Annotated in this window: 18 protein-coding genes; 7 read left to right on the top strand and 11 right to left on the bottom strand. The window is 55.1% G+C overall.

Translation table 11 applies throughout. The annotated features are described in order from the left end of the window. The first annotated feature begins 2 nt into the window (after positions 1–2). On the top strand, positions 3–1,637 hold the full coding sequence (locus J2T14_RS19755) for a response regulator (protein ID WP_307473477.1): 1,635 nt from the start codon (positions 3–5) through the stop codon (positions 1,635–1,637). 80 nt (positions 1,638–1,717) lie between these two features. On the opposite strand, the gene J2T14_RS19750 is transcribed toward J2T14_RS19755, so the two are convergent. Further along, positions 1,718–1,948 carry a cold-shock protein gene (locus tag J2T14_RS19750; RefSeq protein WP_307204674.1) on the bottom strand — a complete coding sequence of 77 codons (231 nt, stop codon included), beginning with the start codon at positions 1,946–1,948 and terminating at the stop codon, positions 1,718–1,720. A 162-nt stretch (positions 1,949–2,110) separates the two neighbouring features. Next, positions 2,111–2,761: a hypothetical protein gene (locus tag J2T14_RS19745; protein ID WP_307473476.1), complete on the bottom strand. Its 651-nt coding sequence runs from the start codon at positions 2,759–2,761 to the stop codon at positions 2,111–2,113. 194 nt (positions 2,762–2,955) lie between these two features. Between J2T14_RS19745 and J2T14_RS19740 the strand changes: the two genes are divergently transcribed. Further along, positions 2,956–3,087: a DUF4023 family protein gene (locus J2T14_RS19740; RefSeq protein ID WP_307204672.1), complete on the top strand. Its 132-nt coding sequence runs from the start codon at positions 2,956–2,958 to the stop codon at positions 3,085–3,087. Between the two features lie 72 nt (positions 3,088–3,159). On the opposite strand, the gene J2T14_RS19735 is transcribed toward J2T14_RS19740, so the two are convergent. From J2T14_RS19735 to ggt, 5 genes are all read right to left on the bottom strand, one after another. Further along, positions 3,160–3,486: a hypothetical protein gene (locus J2T14_RS19735; protein WP_307473474.1), complete on the bottom strand. Its 327-nt coding sequence runs from the start codon at positions 3,484–3,486 to the stop codon at positions 3,160–3,162. 23 nt (positions 3,487–3,509) lie between these two features. Continuing rightward, complete coding sequence (locus J2T14_RS19730; protein WP_307473472.1) at positions 3,510–4,208, bottom strand: pirin family protein; 699 nt, start codon at positions 4,206–4,208, stop codon at positions 3,510–3,512. A gap of 99 nt (positions 4,209–4,307) precedes the next feature. Beyond that, a complete protein-coding gene (locus J2T14_RS19725) occupies positions 4,308–5,168 on the bottom strand; it encodes a fumarylacetoacetate hydrolase family protein (RefSeq protein WP_307473469.1) in 861 nt (286 codons plus the stop codon). A 3-nt stretch (positions 5,169–5,171) separates the two neighbouring features. Beyond that, positions 5,172–6,437 carry an amidase gene (locus tag J2T14_RS19720; protein WP_307473468.1) on the bottom strand — a complete coding sequence of 422 codons (1,266 nt, stop codon included), beginning with the start codon at positions 6,435–6,437 and terminating at the stop codon, positions 5,172–5,174. A gap of 22 nt (positions 6,438–6,459) precedes the next feature. After that, complete coding sequence (gene ggt, locus J2T14_RS19715; RefSeq protein WP_373458174.1) at positions 6,460–8,052, bottom strand: gamma-glutamyltransferase; 1,593 nt, start codon at positions 8,050–8,052, stop codon at positions 6,460–6,462. Positions 8,053–8,259: 207 nt separating this feature from the next. Here ggt and J2T14_RS19710 point away from each other — a divergent pair, with 207 nt between their 5' ends. From J2T14_RS19710 to J2T14_RS19700, 3 genes are read left to right on the top strand one after another with little or no spacing between them, the layout of a single operon-like run. After that, complete coding sequence (locus J2T14_RS19710) at positions 8,260–8,742, top strand: Lrp/AsnC family transcriptional regulator (protein ID WP_307473464.1); 483 nt, start codon at positions 8,260–8,262, stop codon at positions 8,740–8,742. A gap of 3 nt (positions 8,743–8,745) precedes the next feature. Then, positions 8,746–9,384 (top strand): chromate transporter, encoded by a 639-nt coding sequence (locus tag J2T14_RS19705; RefSeq protein WP_307473462.1) that lies wholly within the window; start codon positions 8,746–8,748, stop codon positions 9,382–9,384. Then, entirely contained in the window at positions 9,371–9,916 is a 546-nt protein-coding gene (locus J2T14_RS19700; RefSeq protein WP_307473461.1) for a chromate transporter, read from the top strand. The genes J2T14_RS19705 and J2T14_RS19700 overlap by 14 nt, the downstream gene beginning before the upstream one ends. A gap of 178 nt (positions 9,917–10,094) precedes the next feature. Here the strand turns inward: J2T14_RS19700 and J2T14_RS19695 are convergent, their stop codons facing one another. Genes J2T14_RS19695 through J2T14_RS19685 form a run of 3 tightly spaced genes read right to left on the bottom strand, consistent with a single transcriptional unit; the run spans position 10,095 to position 12,073 of the window. Further along, entirely contained in the window at positions 10,095–10,919 is an 825-nt protein-coding gene (locus J2T14_RS19695; protein WP_307473458.1) for a sugar phosphate isomerase/epimerase family protein, read from the bottom strand. Between the two features lie 18 nt (positions 10,920–10,937). Then, on the bottom strand, positions 10,938–11,780 hold the full coding sequence (gene yidC / locus J2T14_RS19690; RefSeq protein WP_307473456.1) for a membrane protein insertase YidC: 843 nt from the start codon (positions 11,778–11,780) through the stop codon (positions 10,938–10,940). Continuing rightward, the gene (locus J2T14_RS19685; protein WP_307473454.1) at positions 11,738–12,073 is read right to left on the bottom strand and encodes a hypothetical protein; all 336 of its coding nucleotides are present in this window, start codon (positions 12,071–12,073) and stop codon (positions 11,738–11,740) included. Before J2T14_RS19685 ends, yidC begins: the two co-directional genes overlap by 43 nt. A 146-nt stretch (positions 12,074–12,219) precedes the next feature. Between J2T14_RS19685 and J2T14_RS19680 the strand changes: the two genes are divergently transcribed. Then, positions 12,220–13,728: an ABC transporter substrate-binding protein/permease gene (locus J2T14_RS19680; protein ID WP_307473452.1), complete on the top strand. Its 1,509-nt coding sequence runs from the start codon at positions 12,220–12,222 to the stop codon at positions 13,726–13,728. Beyond that, positions 13,721–14,443: an amino acid ABC transporter ATP-binding protein gene (locus J2T14_RS19675; protein WP_307473450.1), complete on the top strand. Its 723-nt coding sequence runs from the start codon at positions 13,721–13,723 to the stop codon at positions 14,441–14,443. Before J2T14_RS19680 ends, J2T14_RS19675 begins: the two co-directional genes overlap by 8 nt. A gap of 56 nt (positions 14,444–14,499) precedes the next feature. On the opposite strand, the gene J2T14_RS19670 is transcribed toward J2T14_RS19675, so the two are convergent. Beyond that, positions 14,500–15,594, bottom strand: a complete 1,095-nt coding sequence (locus tag J2T14_RS19670) for a glycoside hydrolase family 88/105 protein (protein WP_307473849.1) — start codon at positions 15,592–15,594, stop codon at positions 14,500–14,502. Positions 15,595–16,616 lie beyond the last annotated feature (1,022 nt).

Genomic DNA, 16,616 nt, shown 5'->3' with positions numbered 1-16,616 from the left:
GCATGAAGGCGTTAATCATCGATGACGAGAAGCATGTGAGAGAAGCGATCAGACTGCTCGTCCCTTGGGAGACGTTCCAGATCGGTACGATATTGGAGGCTCAGGACGGGCAGACGGCTATCGAGCTGATCCAGAAGGAGAAGCCGGAGATCATCTTCACCGATATGATGATGCCTAATATGGACGGGACAAAGCTGCTCGAATGGGCCTCTAAGCATGCGCCGGCAAGCAAGATCATCGTCATTAGCGGCCATGACGACTTCAGCTTCGTCCGTACAACCGTGAAGTGCGGCTGCATCGACTACATTTTGAAGCCGATCGATGCCGAGCAGCTTAAGTCAGCTCTCGCCACCGCGATCGACAGCTGGAAGCGCGAGGAGCAGGAGCGGAGCCGCAGCCTCCATATGAATATCGAGCTGAATCAACTGAAGCCGATCTTTCTCGAACAATATTTTTCTACGCTTATCAGCGAGCCCGGCAACCATCCCGCCTTCGCCGAGACGATGGAGCAGGAGCTCGGCATCCTAATGCCCATTACGCATATGCGCGTCGCCATCGTCAGCCTGGAGCTGTCGCCCCCGGCCGTCAAGGCCAAGTTCGCGGCGGGGCTCGACCTGCTCTTCTTCGCTCTGACGAATATATGCAACGAGTTTCTTCGCGATAAGGGGCTCGGCTACGCATTCCGCTACCGCGGACATGACCTGGAGCTGGCACTGTTGCTCTGGGGCGAAGCAAGGTACGCGCCCGAGCTGCTTGGCGAAATTAACACTGCGATATTCAAGACGCTTAAGACGCGCTTGGTCTTCGGCATCGGTCTGCCAACGGCCTTCCCGAGCGAAGCGGCAACGTCCTATCAGCTTGCCAAGCTTGCTCTGCAGCGGCGTAATCTGCTCGGAGGCAGCGCAGACTTCCACTTCTATGAGCCAAGCACCGCGCATGCCAAGAATCCGCTCCTGATGTGGAGCGAGTTCGAAGAACGCATCCGCTTCGCCGTCCAGAGCGGACAGCAGGAGCAGATTCGCCGCGCGATGCAGCCATGGTTCGATGCGCTTGATCAGAGCGGGTATATCTCGCTGGAGCAGCTAAGCCAGTGGCGGCAGCAATTCGAGCTGGCCAAGTCGAGGTGGGAGGCGCATGATGACGGGCCCGTATCCGAGGAGAAGGCCGACACGCGCGCGAACAACGCTCATCCATTGCCGGTTACGCCGCTTGGCACTTTCGATTATGAGCAGTGGAAGCAATCCGTGTTCGATGAGGCCTGCGAATCCGCAAGACGCGTAGCCGAGCGGGATAAGGAGAGCGGCGTTATATACGACATCGCCAAATATATCGAACAGCATGTGCATTCTGACATTACGCTGCAAGAGATCGCAAGCCGTTTCTTCCTAAGCAGGGAGTATATATCGCGGAAGTTCAAGCAGGAGATGAACGAGAATATTTCCGACTTCATCGCGCGCAGCCGCATTAAGCGTGCGAAGGAGCTGCTTGCCAATGGACAATTGCGAATATCCCAGATCGCCGAGCAGGTCGGCTTCCAGGACGAGAAATATTTCAGCAAGGTGTTCAAAAAATGGACCGATTGCTCGCCCAACGAATACCGCAAACGGCATTATGGCGAGGATGGCGGAGGAAAATAAACCAATAAAAAAGGAGACCGAAGCGGGTGGCTTGACGCCATCCGCTTGATCTCCAGCCTTTAATTTAATCACAGCAGTCACTACGTAATTGCCGTTCCTTTTTTCAATGATTTCATGTCGTGATTCGTGTTGACGAGTGCAGGCAGCATCTTCATGCCGCTTACCATCGGTGCGTGGCAGAACGTGCAGTTCGGAACGTGGTCAAACGCAAAGTTATCCCGCATCCAACTGTTGCATCCCTCCGTCTCGCATGTCCAAACCTTCGTGTTTTCCTCCGGCACTTCCTCGGCCGGTTTTTTACGATTATACATAGTCAGCCTCCTCCGCACAAAAAAGGAAAAACTGCCTCTATCGCACGCGCTTAGGGGCAGTTATCGTTTATGTACATCTGTAGTATTTGAAATAGGTTTGCATGTCTGACGACTATTCTTATAATACCACATCACGCGGGCAAAGGCAAACGAATACCCTGTCTACCTCGTCCGAAATTCGTCGACATAATACGCGAATAAAGTCTCGATCGGCTTAAAATAAAGATGGGAATCCTCCCACGGCTGGAAATGCAAGTCCATTCGCGAATCGCTCCAATTGCTCGGCGTCCCCGACGTCTTTAGCTTGCCCGGAAGCACCGGCGGCTCCACTACGGCAGGAAACTCCTGATAGCCGAAGAGCAGATTCTCATGCATGGCGATGATCTCATATTTCGGCCCATGGAAAGCCTGCTCCTCTTGAAGCTGGTAATGGTAATAAATATAGCTGGCCGCCATCTCCGGCTTCAAGTGCGCGACGCGTCCCGCCCGCCGCTCGACCGGCTCCTTGCGCAGCCAATGCTCCCAGCTTGCCGGCTCGTTGAAGTGAAATACGTCGATCATCGGAATCCACTTCCTCTTGTCCGTTTGCCCCGGCCAATCCTCCAGCAGCTCCGCCGCTTCGGGCATGAGCGCATCCGCTTCGACCGGCAGATCCATGCACTCCGCGTAAACGAATAAATGATTTTGCCATCTGAATGCCGCCCCGGTCATAAGACGTCCGCTTCGGACTAGTCCCCGCACCGTCTCGCCCAATCCACGATCATTTATCGATACACCCTGCTTTAATTGTGCCTTTGCTATCACTCTGTACATCGCTTGCATGAGCCCCTTCCGCGTTATGATCACGAGCAACCCTATAATGATGACACGTCCGAATGCGCACCATGATTATAAGCTTAAGATGCCGGTCGTATGTCGCGCAATTATAATTTCATTTTTGGAGATGATAAGCAAGCGGATTGTGCAAGCCGCCTATAAGCGCCAATGGCCAAGGGGGAGGTGACAGCATGGATAACACGAAGCAATTTGTGGATAAAGTGCATGATACACAGCGCAAAGCCGAGAAAAACAAGCGGAGCAACGGCGAAGGTTTGCCTGCCAACGTTCTCCAGAATAAGCAGCATAGCACGAATAAGTAAACTGTGGTGTTAATCGCAAAAAGAGGCTCGATCAGGCTTGCAGCCATCTTCGAGCCTCTGCTTATCACCGTGCTAAACGGAATATTCATGCGGATAATACTCGATTCGCGATTGCGCGCCAATCGTCAGAAGCTGCGAATCCCGATCGTAAGCAACAAGTCCTTTCCCGACGTAATACCAAGTCTTCAGCGTCGGCTGGTCGTCATAATCGTAGAATATAAATACGTTAAGCTCATCTTTATGCTTCAGGATCTCTTCGATTGTCCCGCTCCACGGAACGCCTATATCGATCTGCCAACCGTTTCCTTCGGGTTTCGACGAGAAGCTTACGTCCTGCTTGCCGGAATCGATAAGCATCCGACCGCTTACAGCGTGTTTGACCAGCAGCGTTTGTTTCATATGCATGCTCTCCCTTCGAAATGTTAAGGCAGATCGACCAGCATAAAGAAAGCATCTTCCTCTGCCGTGAGCGTGAGCTCTCTCTCCCGTTCAATCTCCGCCGTATCCATCGCCGTCAGCGAATGTCCTAGCGTCGCAAGCTTGCCTTCTATCACATAGACGAATAAGTTGCGTCCTTCGGCCGCCTCATAACGAATCGGTTGATCACGATCCAGCTTGCTTAGATAGATCGTCATGCTCTGCGCAATAGAGGCCGTATGGGCCGACGGCTTATCCGAGACAACTGGAAGCAAGGCGTTATGCAATTTGCCGGTGTCGAAGCTCTTCGCTTCATAGGATGGAGCCGCCCCGCGCTGCTTCGGCATGAACCATAGCTGGAGCAGCCTTAGCTCCTCGTCGTCAGAGTCATTGAATTCCGTATGAATAACGCCGCTGCCGGCGGACATGCGCTGCACTTCGCCGAACGAGCTGACGACGCGGTTGCCTAGATTATCCTCATGACGGATCCGGCCGTTCAATACGATCGACACGATTTCCATATCGCTATGCGGATGCGCGCCGAAGCCTCGTCCCGGAGCTATGTAATCGTCGTTGCATACGCGCATCACGCTGAAACCCGTTCGATTCGCATCCTGATAACCGCCGAATGAGTAAGCCGGATAGCTTCGCAGCCAGCCGAGGTCCGCAACATGCCGTTCAGATGCAGGGAATAGGTTCATCATCTTTTCTCCTCCAAACTGAATTTTATTAACTTACTTATTTATAGCAGTTTTTGAGGTTGCGATCAAGCGGCTAAAAAAGGCAGCGAAGCAACATTCGTTTTACTCTCGTACAGGGTTATGCAGCGGCTCGAAGCCGTCCATTCGGCATTCTACGATATCGCCGTCGCGGATAACGACTGCGCCTGGCGTCCCGGTCATAATAATATCGCCCGGCAGCAGCGTCATCACCTTCGAGTGGAAGGATACCGCGTAGTCCGGACGGAACTTCATGTTGAACAGCTTATTGCGATGAACAACCTCGCCGTTCAGAGCCGTCCCGACATGAACTCCCAGCAGATCCGGAAGCTCTTCCTTCGTTACGAGCGTCGAGCCGAGACTGAAGAACGTATCGAAGCTTTTGGCCCGCGTGAGAAAACGCTGGTTGCGCGCATGAATATCCGATGCCGTGACATCGATTGTCGCTACATATCCGGCGATGACGTCGCCGTAATCCACCTCGGTTATGTTTTTGCAGGCTTTGCCGATCACGATGCCAAGCTCCGCCTCGGCAGTAATCGTACCCACTCCCGCCGGTATGCGTATGGCGTCCAGCGGACCGATCAGCGTCGTATCCGGCTTCATGAAGCTAACCGGCTCATCGGCAGGATCCGCCGCCGCGAGCTCATCTTCACTCTTCACATAGTTCATGCCTATACCCCAAATTTTGCGCGGATTGCGGTAGAGCGGCCCGTATTCGGCTTCGCCATAGGGTAGTGCAGGAAAGTCCGCCAGCTTCTTCTTGCCGCCGGACTCATACCATTCCGTTATGTCATCCAGCTCGCCGAGACGAATGATATCGAATAATTCCGTGTGCCATGTCTTGCCTTCCGCCTTATTAATCGTATCCATCAACACAAGTCCCGCATCGCCATTCAGCGCTGCAAGCTCGTACTCTTCCAGCTTCACGGTTGATATTCTCATCGCCTAATTCGCCCTCTCGCCTATAGAATGTATGATGTCATCCGCTTGATTCGCCACCCACGCAAGCAATCTGGCATCCTGATTCCTTCCCGCCATGAACGATAGGCCAATCGGCAAGCCATCCTTGCCCATTATCGGAATCGTCACCTGCGGCAAGCCGCTTAAGCCTGCGACGCAGCATAGCTCGAACGTCCGCTTGCGCACGCGTTCCACCTCTTCGCCGGATTGTCCCAGAAGCGGCGCCGCTGCAGGTACGGTCGGCATCATAAGTACGCCGTCCTTGCCAAGGAATGCCTCAATGCGCTCTCGTGCTCGCTCTTGTATGAGAAGCGCCTCGATCGCATGCTCCTCTCGAAGCGTGCTCGCCCATACGAAACGTTCCGCTATGCCGGGACCGAATACCGGCCGCTCGCGCGCAATCCATTCCCTGTGCGATCGCCATATTTCCAAGCCTTGAAGCGTTCGGAAAGCACCCGCCCACTCCCCGAGTCCTTCGGGCGCGGCAACAACGGCTTGCAACGAACCGCCGATAAGCGACTCTATGCCAGGGATAAATGACTGCAGTACTTCCATGGACGATCGTTCAGGAATAGCCCAAAGGTCCGTTGGAACTAGCAGCTTCTTGAACGACTCATTCCCGATGATCATGTCGCCCTCAGTGACCGATTGATCGAGAAGCACCCGGCCGACACGCAGCAGCGTCTGCGCGTCCCGCGCCATCCATCCAATCGTATCGAAGCTTGGAGCAAGCGGAACAAGCCCTTCCGCATCGACTGCCCCATGCGTGGGGCGAACGCCATAAATACCACAATACGCAGAAGGAACTCGAATAGAACCACCCGTGTCCGTTCCAATCGCAAAATCGACAAGCCCTGCCGACGCCGCAACGGCCGAGCCGCTGGAGGAGCCGCCCGGAATGCGCCCTGGCGCCTTCGGATTAATCGGCGTGCCGTAATGCGCGTTCTCGCCATTAATGCTGTACATAAGCTCATCGGTAATCGTCGTCCCTTGCAGATGCGCTCCCGCGGCGAGCAGCTTGCTCACAGCATGCGCATGGTTCGACGCAGGCTCATGAGTTCGCAGCCAGTCCGGATTGCCCGCACCGGACGTATGCCCCTTAATATCGAATACATCCTTAACCGCGAACGTCATCCCTGTTAGCGCGCCGCTCCCGGAAGGAGGAACATCGACAGACGCATTCGCGTAGGCATTCCAATGTCCCGCTTGCCGCTGGTGCATGCTCGCTTGTTCGTGATGGTGATGACTCATTGTCCTACCCTCCATCTTCGCTCTAATGATTCAAACCGATTGCAGCACCGTCGCAGCGCGGGTCTGTACCGCCTTGCAGATTGCCGTACTCGTCGCGCCTTATCGCATGGGCATGACCCATAATGCCGTCAAAATCATTCATCCGGCGCACGACATGCCCCGCTTTGGCCAAGGAATCCAGTACCGCTTCGGATATCCGCCCCTCCATCTTAAGCTCCTGCGTCGGTTCGCCCCATGTTCGGCCCCATACCCAGCGAGGCTCGTCGATCGCCTGCTGCGGGTCCATGCCGTAGTCGACCATTCGCGTCAAGATCGCCGTCTGCGTCTGCGGTTGGCCTTCTCCGCCCTGCGTTCCGTAGAGAATGACGGGCTTGCCGTCTTTGCAGGCCATGGCCGGCATGAGCGTGTGGAACGTTCTTTTGCCCGGTTCGAGACGGTTCACATGGCCCTGGTCAAGCGAGAAAAACGAACCGCGGTTTTGCAGCAGGACGCCTGTGCTTCCTCCGACGACAGCGGAGCCGAATTCGAAATACAAACTCTGGATGAACGAAACGGCGTTGCCGTCTCCGTCAATGACCGCAGCATAGGCCGTATCGCTGCCAATCGGCTTAGTCTGCAAGCCGGACGCTTGCTCCATATCAATGGATGCCGCCAGCTGCGCGGCATATTCCTTGCTAAGCAGCCTATCCAGCGGCACTTCCGTGAAAGCCGGATCGGATAAGTACGCGTTGCGGTCCCGGAAGCTTAACTTAAGCGCCTCGATGCAAAGCTGATAATACGCATGCGAGCCATGCTCGACGGCCTGCAGGTCGAACTGCTCGAGAATATGGAGCGCCATAATGCCCGTAAACCCTTGCGAATTCGGCGGCATCTGATAGAGGTCATATCCTCTATAAGAGCCTTTAACCGGTTCGGTCCAATCCCCATGATGTGAGGCAAAATCTTCAACCGTCAACAATCCGCCTTGCCGCTGCAAGTAATCGGCAATCTCCTTCGCCGTCTCTCCCTTATAGAACTCATCGCGCCCGAACTCGGCCAGCCGCCGAAGCGTCCGTGCCATGGCCGATTGCTTGAATGTCTCGCCCGGCTGCACGACGCCGCCCCCCGGCAAATAGATGTCTGCCGTCTCGAGCGTTTGGGCCAGAACGGCCTCGCATTTCAATGTATTTTCATATTGATCCTTCGACATGGGAAAACCGTTCTCCGCGTAATCGATGGCCGGAGCGAGCACCTCCGCCCATCCCAGCACGCCAAACTTCTGATGTACGGCGTACCAGCCGTCAACCATGCCCGGCACCGTGACAATGCTTTTGATGCCGCGAGTCGGAATCGATTCCGCCCCTTCGTAAGCATCGCTACCCGCTTGGCGCCCCGATCGACCGCTGGCGTTATAGCCGCGAACGACGCCTTCTTCATGATGATGCATAAGCCAGAATGAATCGCCGCCGAGACTCGTCATGTGCGGGTATACGACTGCGAGGCAAGCGCTGACGGCAACGGCGGCATCGTACGCATTGCCCCCTTCCTCCAACATGCGTATGCCGGCAGCGGACGCCAAATAATGAGGACTGACAACCATCGCTTTCGTGCCGGTTGCAGATTGATTCATTGCCATCACTCCTATATGTTAGATAACCTAACTCGAATCTATGATTAAAAAATACCACGCCCTTCATTGATAGGCAACTAAAATGCAATCGTTTTTTGCAATATTGTATTGAAAACGAACGTATCCCTATATATATTTATACATATGGTAATTATAAACCGATATTACACGACACCTTGAAATCGCACTTCATAAGGATAGGGAGATGTTGACATGCAATCCAAACCATCGGAAGAACATACCTCCGTCGCAATCGACGAGATTGACCGCAATATTATATCAGCCCTCAATATGAATGGCAGAATATCTTACACCGACCTCGCCAAAGAGATCGGCCTTTCGCGCGTAGCTGTTCAAGCAAGAATTAACGCGCTTATGGATGCAGGCGTCATCGAACGCTTCACCGCGGTCATTAATCCGGAGAAGATCGGCATCCATGTATCGGCCTTCTTCAACGTGGAGGTCGAGCCAAAGCATCTGCATGCCGCGGCAGATACGCTCGCAATGGAGCCGTTCGTCACGAGTCTTTATCATATGACCGGACCAAGCAAGCTGCATATGCACGGATTGTTCCGCAACAACCAGGAGATGGAGCGGTTTTTGAAGGAAAAGCTGTACACGCTGCCTGGCATTATGGGCGTAGACTGCCAAGTGCTTATTAATCGGTATAAGAGCCGTATGGGAATGAGGCTTTAGACGATGGCGAGTGCATTCCGCGATAATATGTATACGCAGTTGACATGGGCGCTTATGAAGACGGGCATTATCGGCTACGGCGGAGGACCATCGGTTATTCCGCTCATCCGATACGAAGCCGTGAATCATTATAAGTGGCTGGAGGATGAAGAGTTCGGGGAAATTCTTGCTCTTGCCAACGCGCTGCCTGGTCCGATCGCGACTAAGATCGCCGCTTATCTCGGCTATCGGCAGAAGGGCGTGCTCGGCGCTATTGTCGCCGTGCTGGCGCATATCGTGCCCTCCGGCATTTCGATGATCGCCCTGCTCTCCTTCGTGCAATATTTAAGCAGCGCGGCGTTCGTGCAAGGAATGATCGGAGCGGTGACGCCGGTGATTGCGGTCATGCTTGGCATGATGGCTTACGAATTCGGCGAGCGCGCCGTGAAGGGGCTCGGCATCTATGTCGGGATCGGCTTCTTCGCCCTCTCGTTCGGCCTGCTTCAAGGCATTCATCTGCACCCTGCTATCGTAATCGTATTATTTTTAGGGTATGGCGCGTTTCACCTGAAGACGGTTGCTGCCATTAAGCGGAGAAAAGAACGCAAGCTGGATCGTCATAAGCCGCAGCAGAAGGAGGGTGCAACGCGTGGATTGGATTAATTTGATTATCGGATTTTTTATCGCCAACGTGCTTGGCTACGGCGGAGGACCGGCCTCCATTCCGCTTATGTACCGGGAAATCGTAACGAACCATGAGTGGACGACGTCAACGGAGTTTTCCAACATCCTCGCTCTCGGCAATGCGCTTCCAGGACCAATCGCGACGAAGATCGCCGCGTTCGTCGGCTATGACGTCGCAGGCTGGGGCGGCGCGTTGCTCGCTTTGGCCGCTACCGTCGTGCCGTCGGCGGTTGCGCTCATTCTGCTGCTGAAGGTGCTGCAGAAGCACCGGCAATCGCCGGTCGTGAAAGGGATGACGCTGCTCGTTCAGCCCGTCATCGCCATCATGATGCTGCTGCTCACTTGGCAGATGGCCGAGAGCTCCGTCGAATCGATCGGCCTCATTCAATCGCTTATCATCGCGGCGGTCGCCTTCTGGGCGATACAGTTCCGCAAGATCCATCCGGCTATCGTCATCGTGGCCGCCTTCATCTACGGAGGGTTAGTAATACCGCACTTGAACGTGGTCTAACGAGTAAGAAGGGGATGTCTCCCGGGCAGACGGTTGGCCTACCCGGAGGGACATCCCCTTCCTTTTTTATTCTAGGCGTGAATAACGCAAACTTTTTTCGCTATTCAGCATTGTGATAGGCGACTCCGAAGAAATAACGAAAGTTTGTTTCGCTATCCCGCATATCCTGCGTCATCCATTACACTCGGCTGCGGATGCCCTCGATGTACGATTTGGAATGCGCCATCTGATGCTCCTTGGCCTCTTCCATTACGATGTGGACATGCGGCTTGCAGCGGTTCAGCAGCTTCATGTACAGCTCGTAGTTCATCTCGCCGAATCCAGCCGGCATCGTGCTGAGGCTGCCGTCAGGAAGCAGAAGGCGATCCTTCGCATGGGCGGCTATAATTCGGTCGCCGAGCAGCTCGAACGCTTCCTCGATGACTTCGTTCTGACGAGCGAAGTTCGCCTCGTTCAGCAAATTGCCCGGATCGATCACGACGCCGACCATGGAGGAGGGCACCTCCTCCAGCATGCGCGCCAACTCCGGCGCCGTGCCGATCAAATGTCCGCCCGCGGCTTCCAGTCCGACGTATACGCCCCAGCGCTCCGCTTCCTCGGCAAGCTCCTCCAGCGTCGACTTCATTACCGTCCAGTCGCGCTCGGTGTAGTCGCCGCCCTCGTTGCGCCCCGTTTCCGCGGCAACCATCGGCGCGCCGAACTGCTTCGCATATCGAAGCAGCTCCTTGAACCGGTTCACGTTCGCGCGTCGAACGTCTTCATTGCGGTCGAATAGATGCACATAGCAACCAAGCACCGATATGGAGACGCCATTCCGATCGAACTGCTCGCCAATCGCGCTTGCAAGACCCGGGCTCAGATTGCCCGGCTTGCTGAAGTCGATATCGCTGATTGCCTTCCACAGCGCTAGCTGTACATGCGCAAACCCTTTCTCTGCTACTTTTGGAGCAAGCTCTTTATACGGCAAACTGCCGAACAAGTGGGCTAATACACCGACGGACATTCCTGCATCTCCCTTGATTTACGCCTTCTGTTCCACTGCCGCAGCGTTCTCGGACCGGGGCTGGGGCGCATATATTTTTTTGGCCAAATACGATTGAGCAATCATGAACAAGCCGCCGGTCACCCAGTAAAGCGAGATCGCCGCCGGTGCCGTAAACGCGAATACCGTCATCATAATCGGTGACAGGTACCCGATGAATTGCATCTGCTTCTGTTGCCCCGTCATATCCACGCCGGTCTGCGACACCTTGAACTGCACCAAATAAACGAGCCCGGCAAGGATCGGCAGAATATAATCGGGCGATCCGAGCTGAAACCATAAGAAGGAATGCTCCGCAAGCTCCGGCGTCAGCTTGATGGCCGAGTACAAACCGGTCAGAATCGGCAATTGAATAAGCATCGGCAGACAGCCGATCGCAAGCGGGTTAACCTGATGCTTCTGATAAAGCTGTAGCGTTTCCTGCTGCATCTTTTGCTTCGAATCGACATCGCTCTTGCCTTTGTATTTATCTTGAAGCTGCTTCAGCTCCGGCTGAAGAACCGCCATCTTCTCTTTCATCGTCGCCTGCGAACGGTACTGTCTCATCATAAGCGGCAATAGCAGCAAACGGATAATAATCGTGATCGCGATGACCGCAATACCGTAATTGCCAGCGAACATTCCGGCTATATACTGGATCGAAGCCGATAGCGGATAAATAACATAGTGGTTGAAGAAACCCGGCGTATCGCCATCAATCGTGCCGCTTGCCGTCCCGCAGCCGCTAATGAGCAGCAGCGCAGCAAGCATAAGACCGATCATGAAGAAACGGTTGTTCATCAGGAAAGCGAAAGTGAACCCCTTGTTGTTGCTTGTTTGCATAAAAATCCTCCTCGTTTGTATGAACTAGCGCGTACAAACGAGGAAATGCAATCGGTTATGTCGTCATCCGGGGATTCCTTCCGCTTCTCTCTCCTAACGAGCCGGTGGCGGATCGGAATGGTACGCCATAGCGCTTCGGGCAGTATTGGCAGCAGCAGGCTAACCTCTCTGCTTCCCTCCATGAACGCATAAGCGTTCTTGTTCACATGAGTCGCGTAAGCATAGGCGAAGGAGCAGAGCAGACTAATCGATAATAAGTACGGAAATATATCATGCCATTCAAGCTCGAACAATGGATTCACCTCCCTTCCGTTCCTTTTTTGTTGTTATACGGCTTAGGCTGCAGGCCGTTCCCTCAAAATGTACGGCCGTGCCAAATAGTTATTCCGGTTGATGGTTATAGTAACAATAGTTATCAGTTCATCCGAGAGAGGCAGCCATGACCACAAAAAAGCTCAACCGCATCTATGCGGCGCTTGTCGCCGCCGCTATCTTGATCCTCGCCGCAGGTTTCATCCAACAGTCGATTCATCGGCAAAATAGCATACCCGTACTGAATGAGGGCTCCGCGGACGCGACTTCGCCAGAGAACAAGCCCAAGCTTATCATGGGAACGTCGCCCGATTACCCGCCTTACGAAAGCGTAGATGCCTTGCATGGCGGAGAAATCGTCGGCCTTGATATCGATATAGCCAAGTATATCACCAGCCGCCTGGGATATGAAATGGAAATCGAGAGCATGGATTTCAATGGACTAATTGCCGCTCTGCAGACGGGTCGTGTCGACTTCGTCATGTCCGGCATGTCCGCGACCGAGGAACGGAAGCAAAACGTCGATTTTTCTTCCATTTACTATGTCGCGCGCAATACGATCGTCTCCAAATCGAACTCGCCCTACGCGTCCACCGAATCATTGAAGGGCAAGCGGGTCGGAGCCCAGCTCGGGTCGACGCAGGATACGTTCGCCGAGTCGCTTCAGGACGTGCAGCTTAAGAAGCTGAACCGCATACCCGATCTCGTTCAAGAGCTGAAGACGGGCCGCGTCGACGCCGTCATCCTTGAAGATGCGGTAGCCGTCGAATACACGAGTGCCAATCCGGATCTTGTCCATCATTTCATTCCGGCAGCCGGACAGGAGGACGGTTACGCCATCGCATTTCCGAAGCAATCGCCGCTGGTCGATGACTTCAATCGCGTACTTGGCGAAATAAGCGAGAACGGCAAACTCGACGATATGATCAAGCAATGGTTCGCGACGGAGGAGGAAGAAGCCGGGCCGCTGAAGCAGCTAAACCTGGATTTCGGCATGCTTGGGCAATACGCACCGTACATGCTTCGCGGCATCTACGTGACGCTTCTCTTCACATTCGTCTCCGCCTTGTTCGGATTCGTGTGGGGAACAATATTGTCGCTGTTCAAAATTTCCGGAATCATGCCGCTGCAATGGTTCGCGACCGCCTACACATCGGTGTTCCGCGGCACGCCGCTGCTTCTGCAGCTTTTTCTCATCTATTACGCGACGCCGCAGCTGTTCCGCTACGATATATCGCCTTTGCTCGCGGCAGGTCTTGCATTCGGCCTCAACTCCGCCGCCTATTTGTCGGAGACGATCCGCGGCGGCATTATGGCGGTCGACCGCGGCCAGCGCGAGGCGGCCATGGCGCTCGGAATCCCTTACCGGACAATGATGGTCAGCATTATTTTTCCGCAGGCGCTGCGCACGATATTGCCCGCGCTAGTCAACGAATGCGTCGCTTTGTTAAAGGAGTCGTCGCTCGTCTCCGTGATCGGCGTGCAGGACTTGATGCGGCGGGCCAATGTCGTCCAATCGATCGAATTCCGGGCGCTGGAGGCGCTGCTGTTCGTCGGCGTCATCTACTACGTGCTCGTGCTCGTTCTGACCTCGCTTGCCCATTTGCTCGAAAGGAGGCTTCGCCGCAGTGATTAACGTGACGGATCTAACCAAAACCTTCGGCAAAAACCAAGTGCTGAAGGGCATCACGACAACCGTCGAGCGCGGCGAGGTCGTTGCGCTGATCGGACCTTCGGGCTCTGGCAAATCGACGTTTCTTCGTTGCTTGAACCTGCTCGAGACGCCGACCTCCGGCAGCATCGTCATTGACGGTACCGTCATTACCGACAAAGGGACCGATATAACGAAAGCGAGGCAGCACATCGGCATGGTATTTCAGCATTTCCATCTGTTCCCGCATATGACGGTCATCGACAACATTACGTTCGCGCCCCGCAAAGTGAAGCGCATGCCGATGGAGGAGGCACGCTCCAAAGCGAAAGAGCTGCTCGTACGCGTCGGTCTCGCGGACAAAGCGGACAGCTACCCTTCCAGGCTGTCCGGCGGCCAGAAGCAGCGCGTCGCGATCGCCCGGAGCCTCGCGATGGAGCCGGACATCATGCTGTTCGACGAGCCCACCTCGGCGCTTGATCCGGAGATGGTGAAGGAAGTGCTCGCCGTTATTCGCGGCCTGGCCGATAGCGGCATGACGATGCTCATCGTGACGCATGAAATGAGATTCGCGCGCGATGCGGCGAGCACCGTCTATTTTCTCGACGGAGGCAGATTGGTCGAGCGCTCGGAGCCTGCGAGCTTCTTCGCGAAGCCGCAAAGCGAACGGGCTATCAAGTTTCTGGAGCAGGTCCTTTAACAAAAAGAGCTGTCCTCGAAGAGCAAACATCTCTCTCACGGACAGCTCTTCGTTTATTAGCCTAGCAGCGCCTGCATCTCGACGCTCGCCATGACGAACGCGCCGACGCCGTGCAGATCGTTCTGGCTTGTCGGGCGGGTGACGTAGTTCTCGTAGTCGCCCGCGGATGTGCCGATGCAGATGTCGGGCAGAATAAAGCGACCCTTCTCGTCAAATTGCAGCACCCGCGTTAGCCCTTCATAACCTCGCTTCGCCGCATTCAAGCAAGCTTCGCCTACTAATCCGAACTTGTAGGCCTTGGCTAGCGTGTAGACGAACAGGCAAGTACAGGACGTCTCCAGCCAATTATCGGCTAAATACCCCTTATCAACGACCTGATACCACAGTCCGCTCTCCGCGTCCTGATAGCGCGCAAGCGCCTCCGCGAAGTCGGCCAAAGACGATGCAAGTTCATTGCGGCCCGCGTGCTCCTCCGGCAGTTCGTCCAGAAACTGCGCGAGCGCAAGGCCGTACCATCCGAGCGAACGCCCCCAGAACTCGGGAGAGCAGCCCGTTTCCCGATCCGCCCAGGGCATGCGCCGGCTCTCGTCCCACGCATGGTAAAGCAAACCCGTCCGCTCGTCGCGCATATAACGCCGCATAAGCCGTTCCTGATGGAGCGCCATATCGCGCAATCCGGTATCGCCGTATAGCTTAGCGTATTTCAAAGCGAAGACGCCGCCCATGTAAAGGCCATCGAGCCACATATTGTACGCGTATTTATCCTTATGCCAGAAGCCGCCTTCGGATGTCCGGTTAAGCGTATGGAACAAGTAGCGCAGCTTATCGGCCGCAGCGCGATACTTGCTCCCACCGTTCCGCTCGTCCAGACGGAACAGCAGCAGGCCCGCCTGAATCGCATCGAGCTCGTCGCGGGCAAAGTCGAAATTGCCGTGGTCATCGACCAGCCTATCCACGTACCGTTTAATATAGGCGTCGTATCGCTGGTCCCGTTCCGCCTCCCACAGCATTTCCATGCCGCACAGGAAGACGCCTTGATGATAATGCCAGCGGCTCGCGGGAGGGAGCTCTTCCGGCAAGTAAACGCTCATTAGCGAATCGCAGGCAGCTCTTGCCCACTCCATCGGAGTTGCAATCGTAGGGTGTAACATGAATAAAGTTCTCCTCTCCATCATCCCGTCATAAAATTCATCCGCCCGCTGCACGAGCTTCGGCGGAGTCTCATCCGCCATCGCATAACATAAGGAGCGGATGAGCAGCGCCTGGGTTGCCGCGTTCATATCGCCTTCGACCAATCCTTCGCTCAGATGGACGGGCTTCGGCATGCCGGGATACGACGCGCCGTTCTTCACCTGCGCCACGTTGGGCGCGGAAGGCGAATGCGCCAGCTCTCTGGAAATTCCTCCGTCCGACCTCAGTAACCTGCTCATATTGTATAGCGTCGTCCGCAATACAAGTCTTAGATCCTCCTCTTTCATAGCGGGCCGAATATACGAAAGCAAATGAACGGGATTGCGAATGTAGCACATATCGCTCGCCTCTTCATGTCGCAAGCCAAGCAAGATGCTCGCGGCCAATTGCTCCGTATGCGGCATCGGCGTCTGAAATCCGCTATAAAACGTATGCAGCTTGAACGTGCCGGATATTCGCTCGTATAAGGCGCCTTCGCCCCATAAGCCGCTGTCCCGATCCTGCGTTTCCGCGAAAAAACGAAACGCCGTCTGAGCAAAAGCCGACCGTTCCGGCTCCGGCAGCTGCTTCACATACACATGAGAGCAGCAAAGCCGATCGCAGCCGCGCCAGCTGTTGCTTAGATCGATGCTCTGAAGCCACTTCAAATACGCCTCCGGCGATCGCATATAAAAAGGCGCCTGCTTCGCCGCGTCAGGCAGCGGATGAGTCGGCGCCGCGCCCAGCTTGCGAAGCGCGTTCGCGCTATATCCGAGGGCCCTCGATACCATGACCTCGTCTTCTCTCATACAGGGATCATGATCATAGAAATAACCCGATTCCGGCTCCTGCCTGCTCTTGAAAAAATGAATCATATTCACCTTAACGGCGGCCGGCATCGCCTCCAGCAAGCCAAGCCGCTCCAGCATGTTCAGCGCCTGCGCCGTGGACTCGATATCCGGCCGGCGGTTTGCCGACAGCCGCGAGCTGCGGGCGTAATAGA

Origin of the sequence: Paenibacillus harenae (assembly GCF_030812415.1) — a bacterium.
Lineage (GTDB): Bacteria > Bacillota > Bacilli > Paenibacillales > Paenibacillaceae > Pristimantibacillus > Pristimantibacillus harenae_A.
This window is presented reverse-complemented; position numbering and strand designations above follow the sequence as displayed.

Bases quoted from the DNA above. Each gene is read 5' to 3' on its own strand.
- J2T14_RS19755 (WP_307473477.1), top strand. From the start codon at position 3: ATGAAGGCGTTAATCATCGATGACGAGAAGCATGTGAGAGAAGCGATC.
- J2T14_RS19750 (WP_307204674.1), bottom strand. From the start codon at position 1,948: ATGTATAATCGTAAAAAACCGGCCGAGGAAGTGCCGGAGGAAAACACG.
- J2T14_RS19745 (WP_307473476.1), bottom strand. From the start codon at position 2,761: ATGTACAGAGTGATAGCAAAGGCACAATTAAAGCAGGGTGTATCGATA.
- J2T14_RS19740 (WP_307204672.1), top strand. From the start codon at position 2,956: ATGGATAACACGAAGCAATTTGTGGATAAAGTGCATGATACACAGCGC.
- J2T14_RS19735 (WP_307473474.1), bottom strand. From the start codon at position 3,486: ATGAAACAAACGCTGCTGGTCAAACACGCTGTAAGCGGTCGGATGCTT.
- J2T14_RS19730 (WP_307473472.1), bottom strand. From the start codon at position 4,208: ATGATGAACCTATTCCCTGCATCTGAACGGCATGTTGCGGACCTCGGC.
- J2T14_RS19725 (WP_307473469.1), bottom strand. From the start codon at position 5,168: ATGAGAATATCAACCGTGAAGCTGGAAGAGTACGAGCTTGCAGCGCTG.
- J2T14_RS19720 (WP_307473468.1), bottom strand. From the start codon at position 6,437: ATGAGTCATCACCATCACGAACAAGCGAGCATGCACCAGCGGCAAGCG.
- ggt (WP_373458174.1), bottom strand. From the start codon at position 8,052: ATGGCAATGAATCAATCTGCAACCGGCACGAAAGCGATGGTTGTCAGT.
- J2T14_RS19710 (WP_307473464.1), top strand. From the start codon at position 8,260: ATGCAATCCAAACCATCGGAAGAACATACCTCCGTCGCAATCGACGAG.
- J2T14_RS19705 (WP_307473462.1), top strand. From the start codon at position 8,746: ATGGCGAGTGCATTCCGCGATAATATGTATACGCAGTTGACATGGGCG.
- J2T14_RS19695 (WP_307473458.1), bottom strand. From the start codon at position 10,919: ATGTCCGTCGGTGTATTAGCCCACTTGTTCGGCAGTTTGCCGTATAAA.
- yidC (WP_307473456.1), bottom strand. From the start codon at position 11,780: ATGCAAACAAGCAACAACAAGGGGTTCACTTTCGCTTTCCTGATGAAC.
- J2T14_RS19680 (WP_307473452.1), top strand. From the start codon at position 12,220: ATGACCACAAAAAAGCTCAACCGCATCTATGCGGCGCTTGTCGCCGCC.
- J2T14_RS19670 (WP_307473849.1), bottom strand. From the start codon at position 15,594: ATGTTACACCCTACGATTGCAACTCCGATGGAGTGGGCAAGAGCTGCC.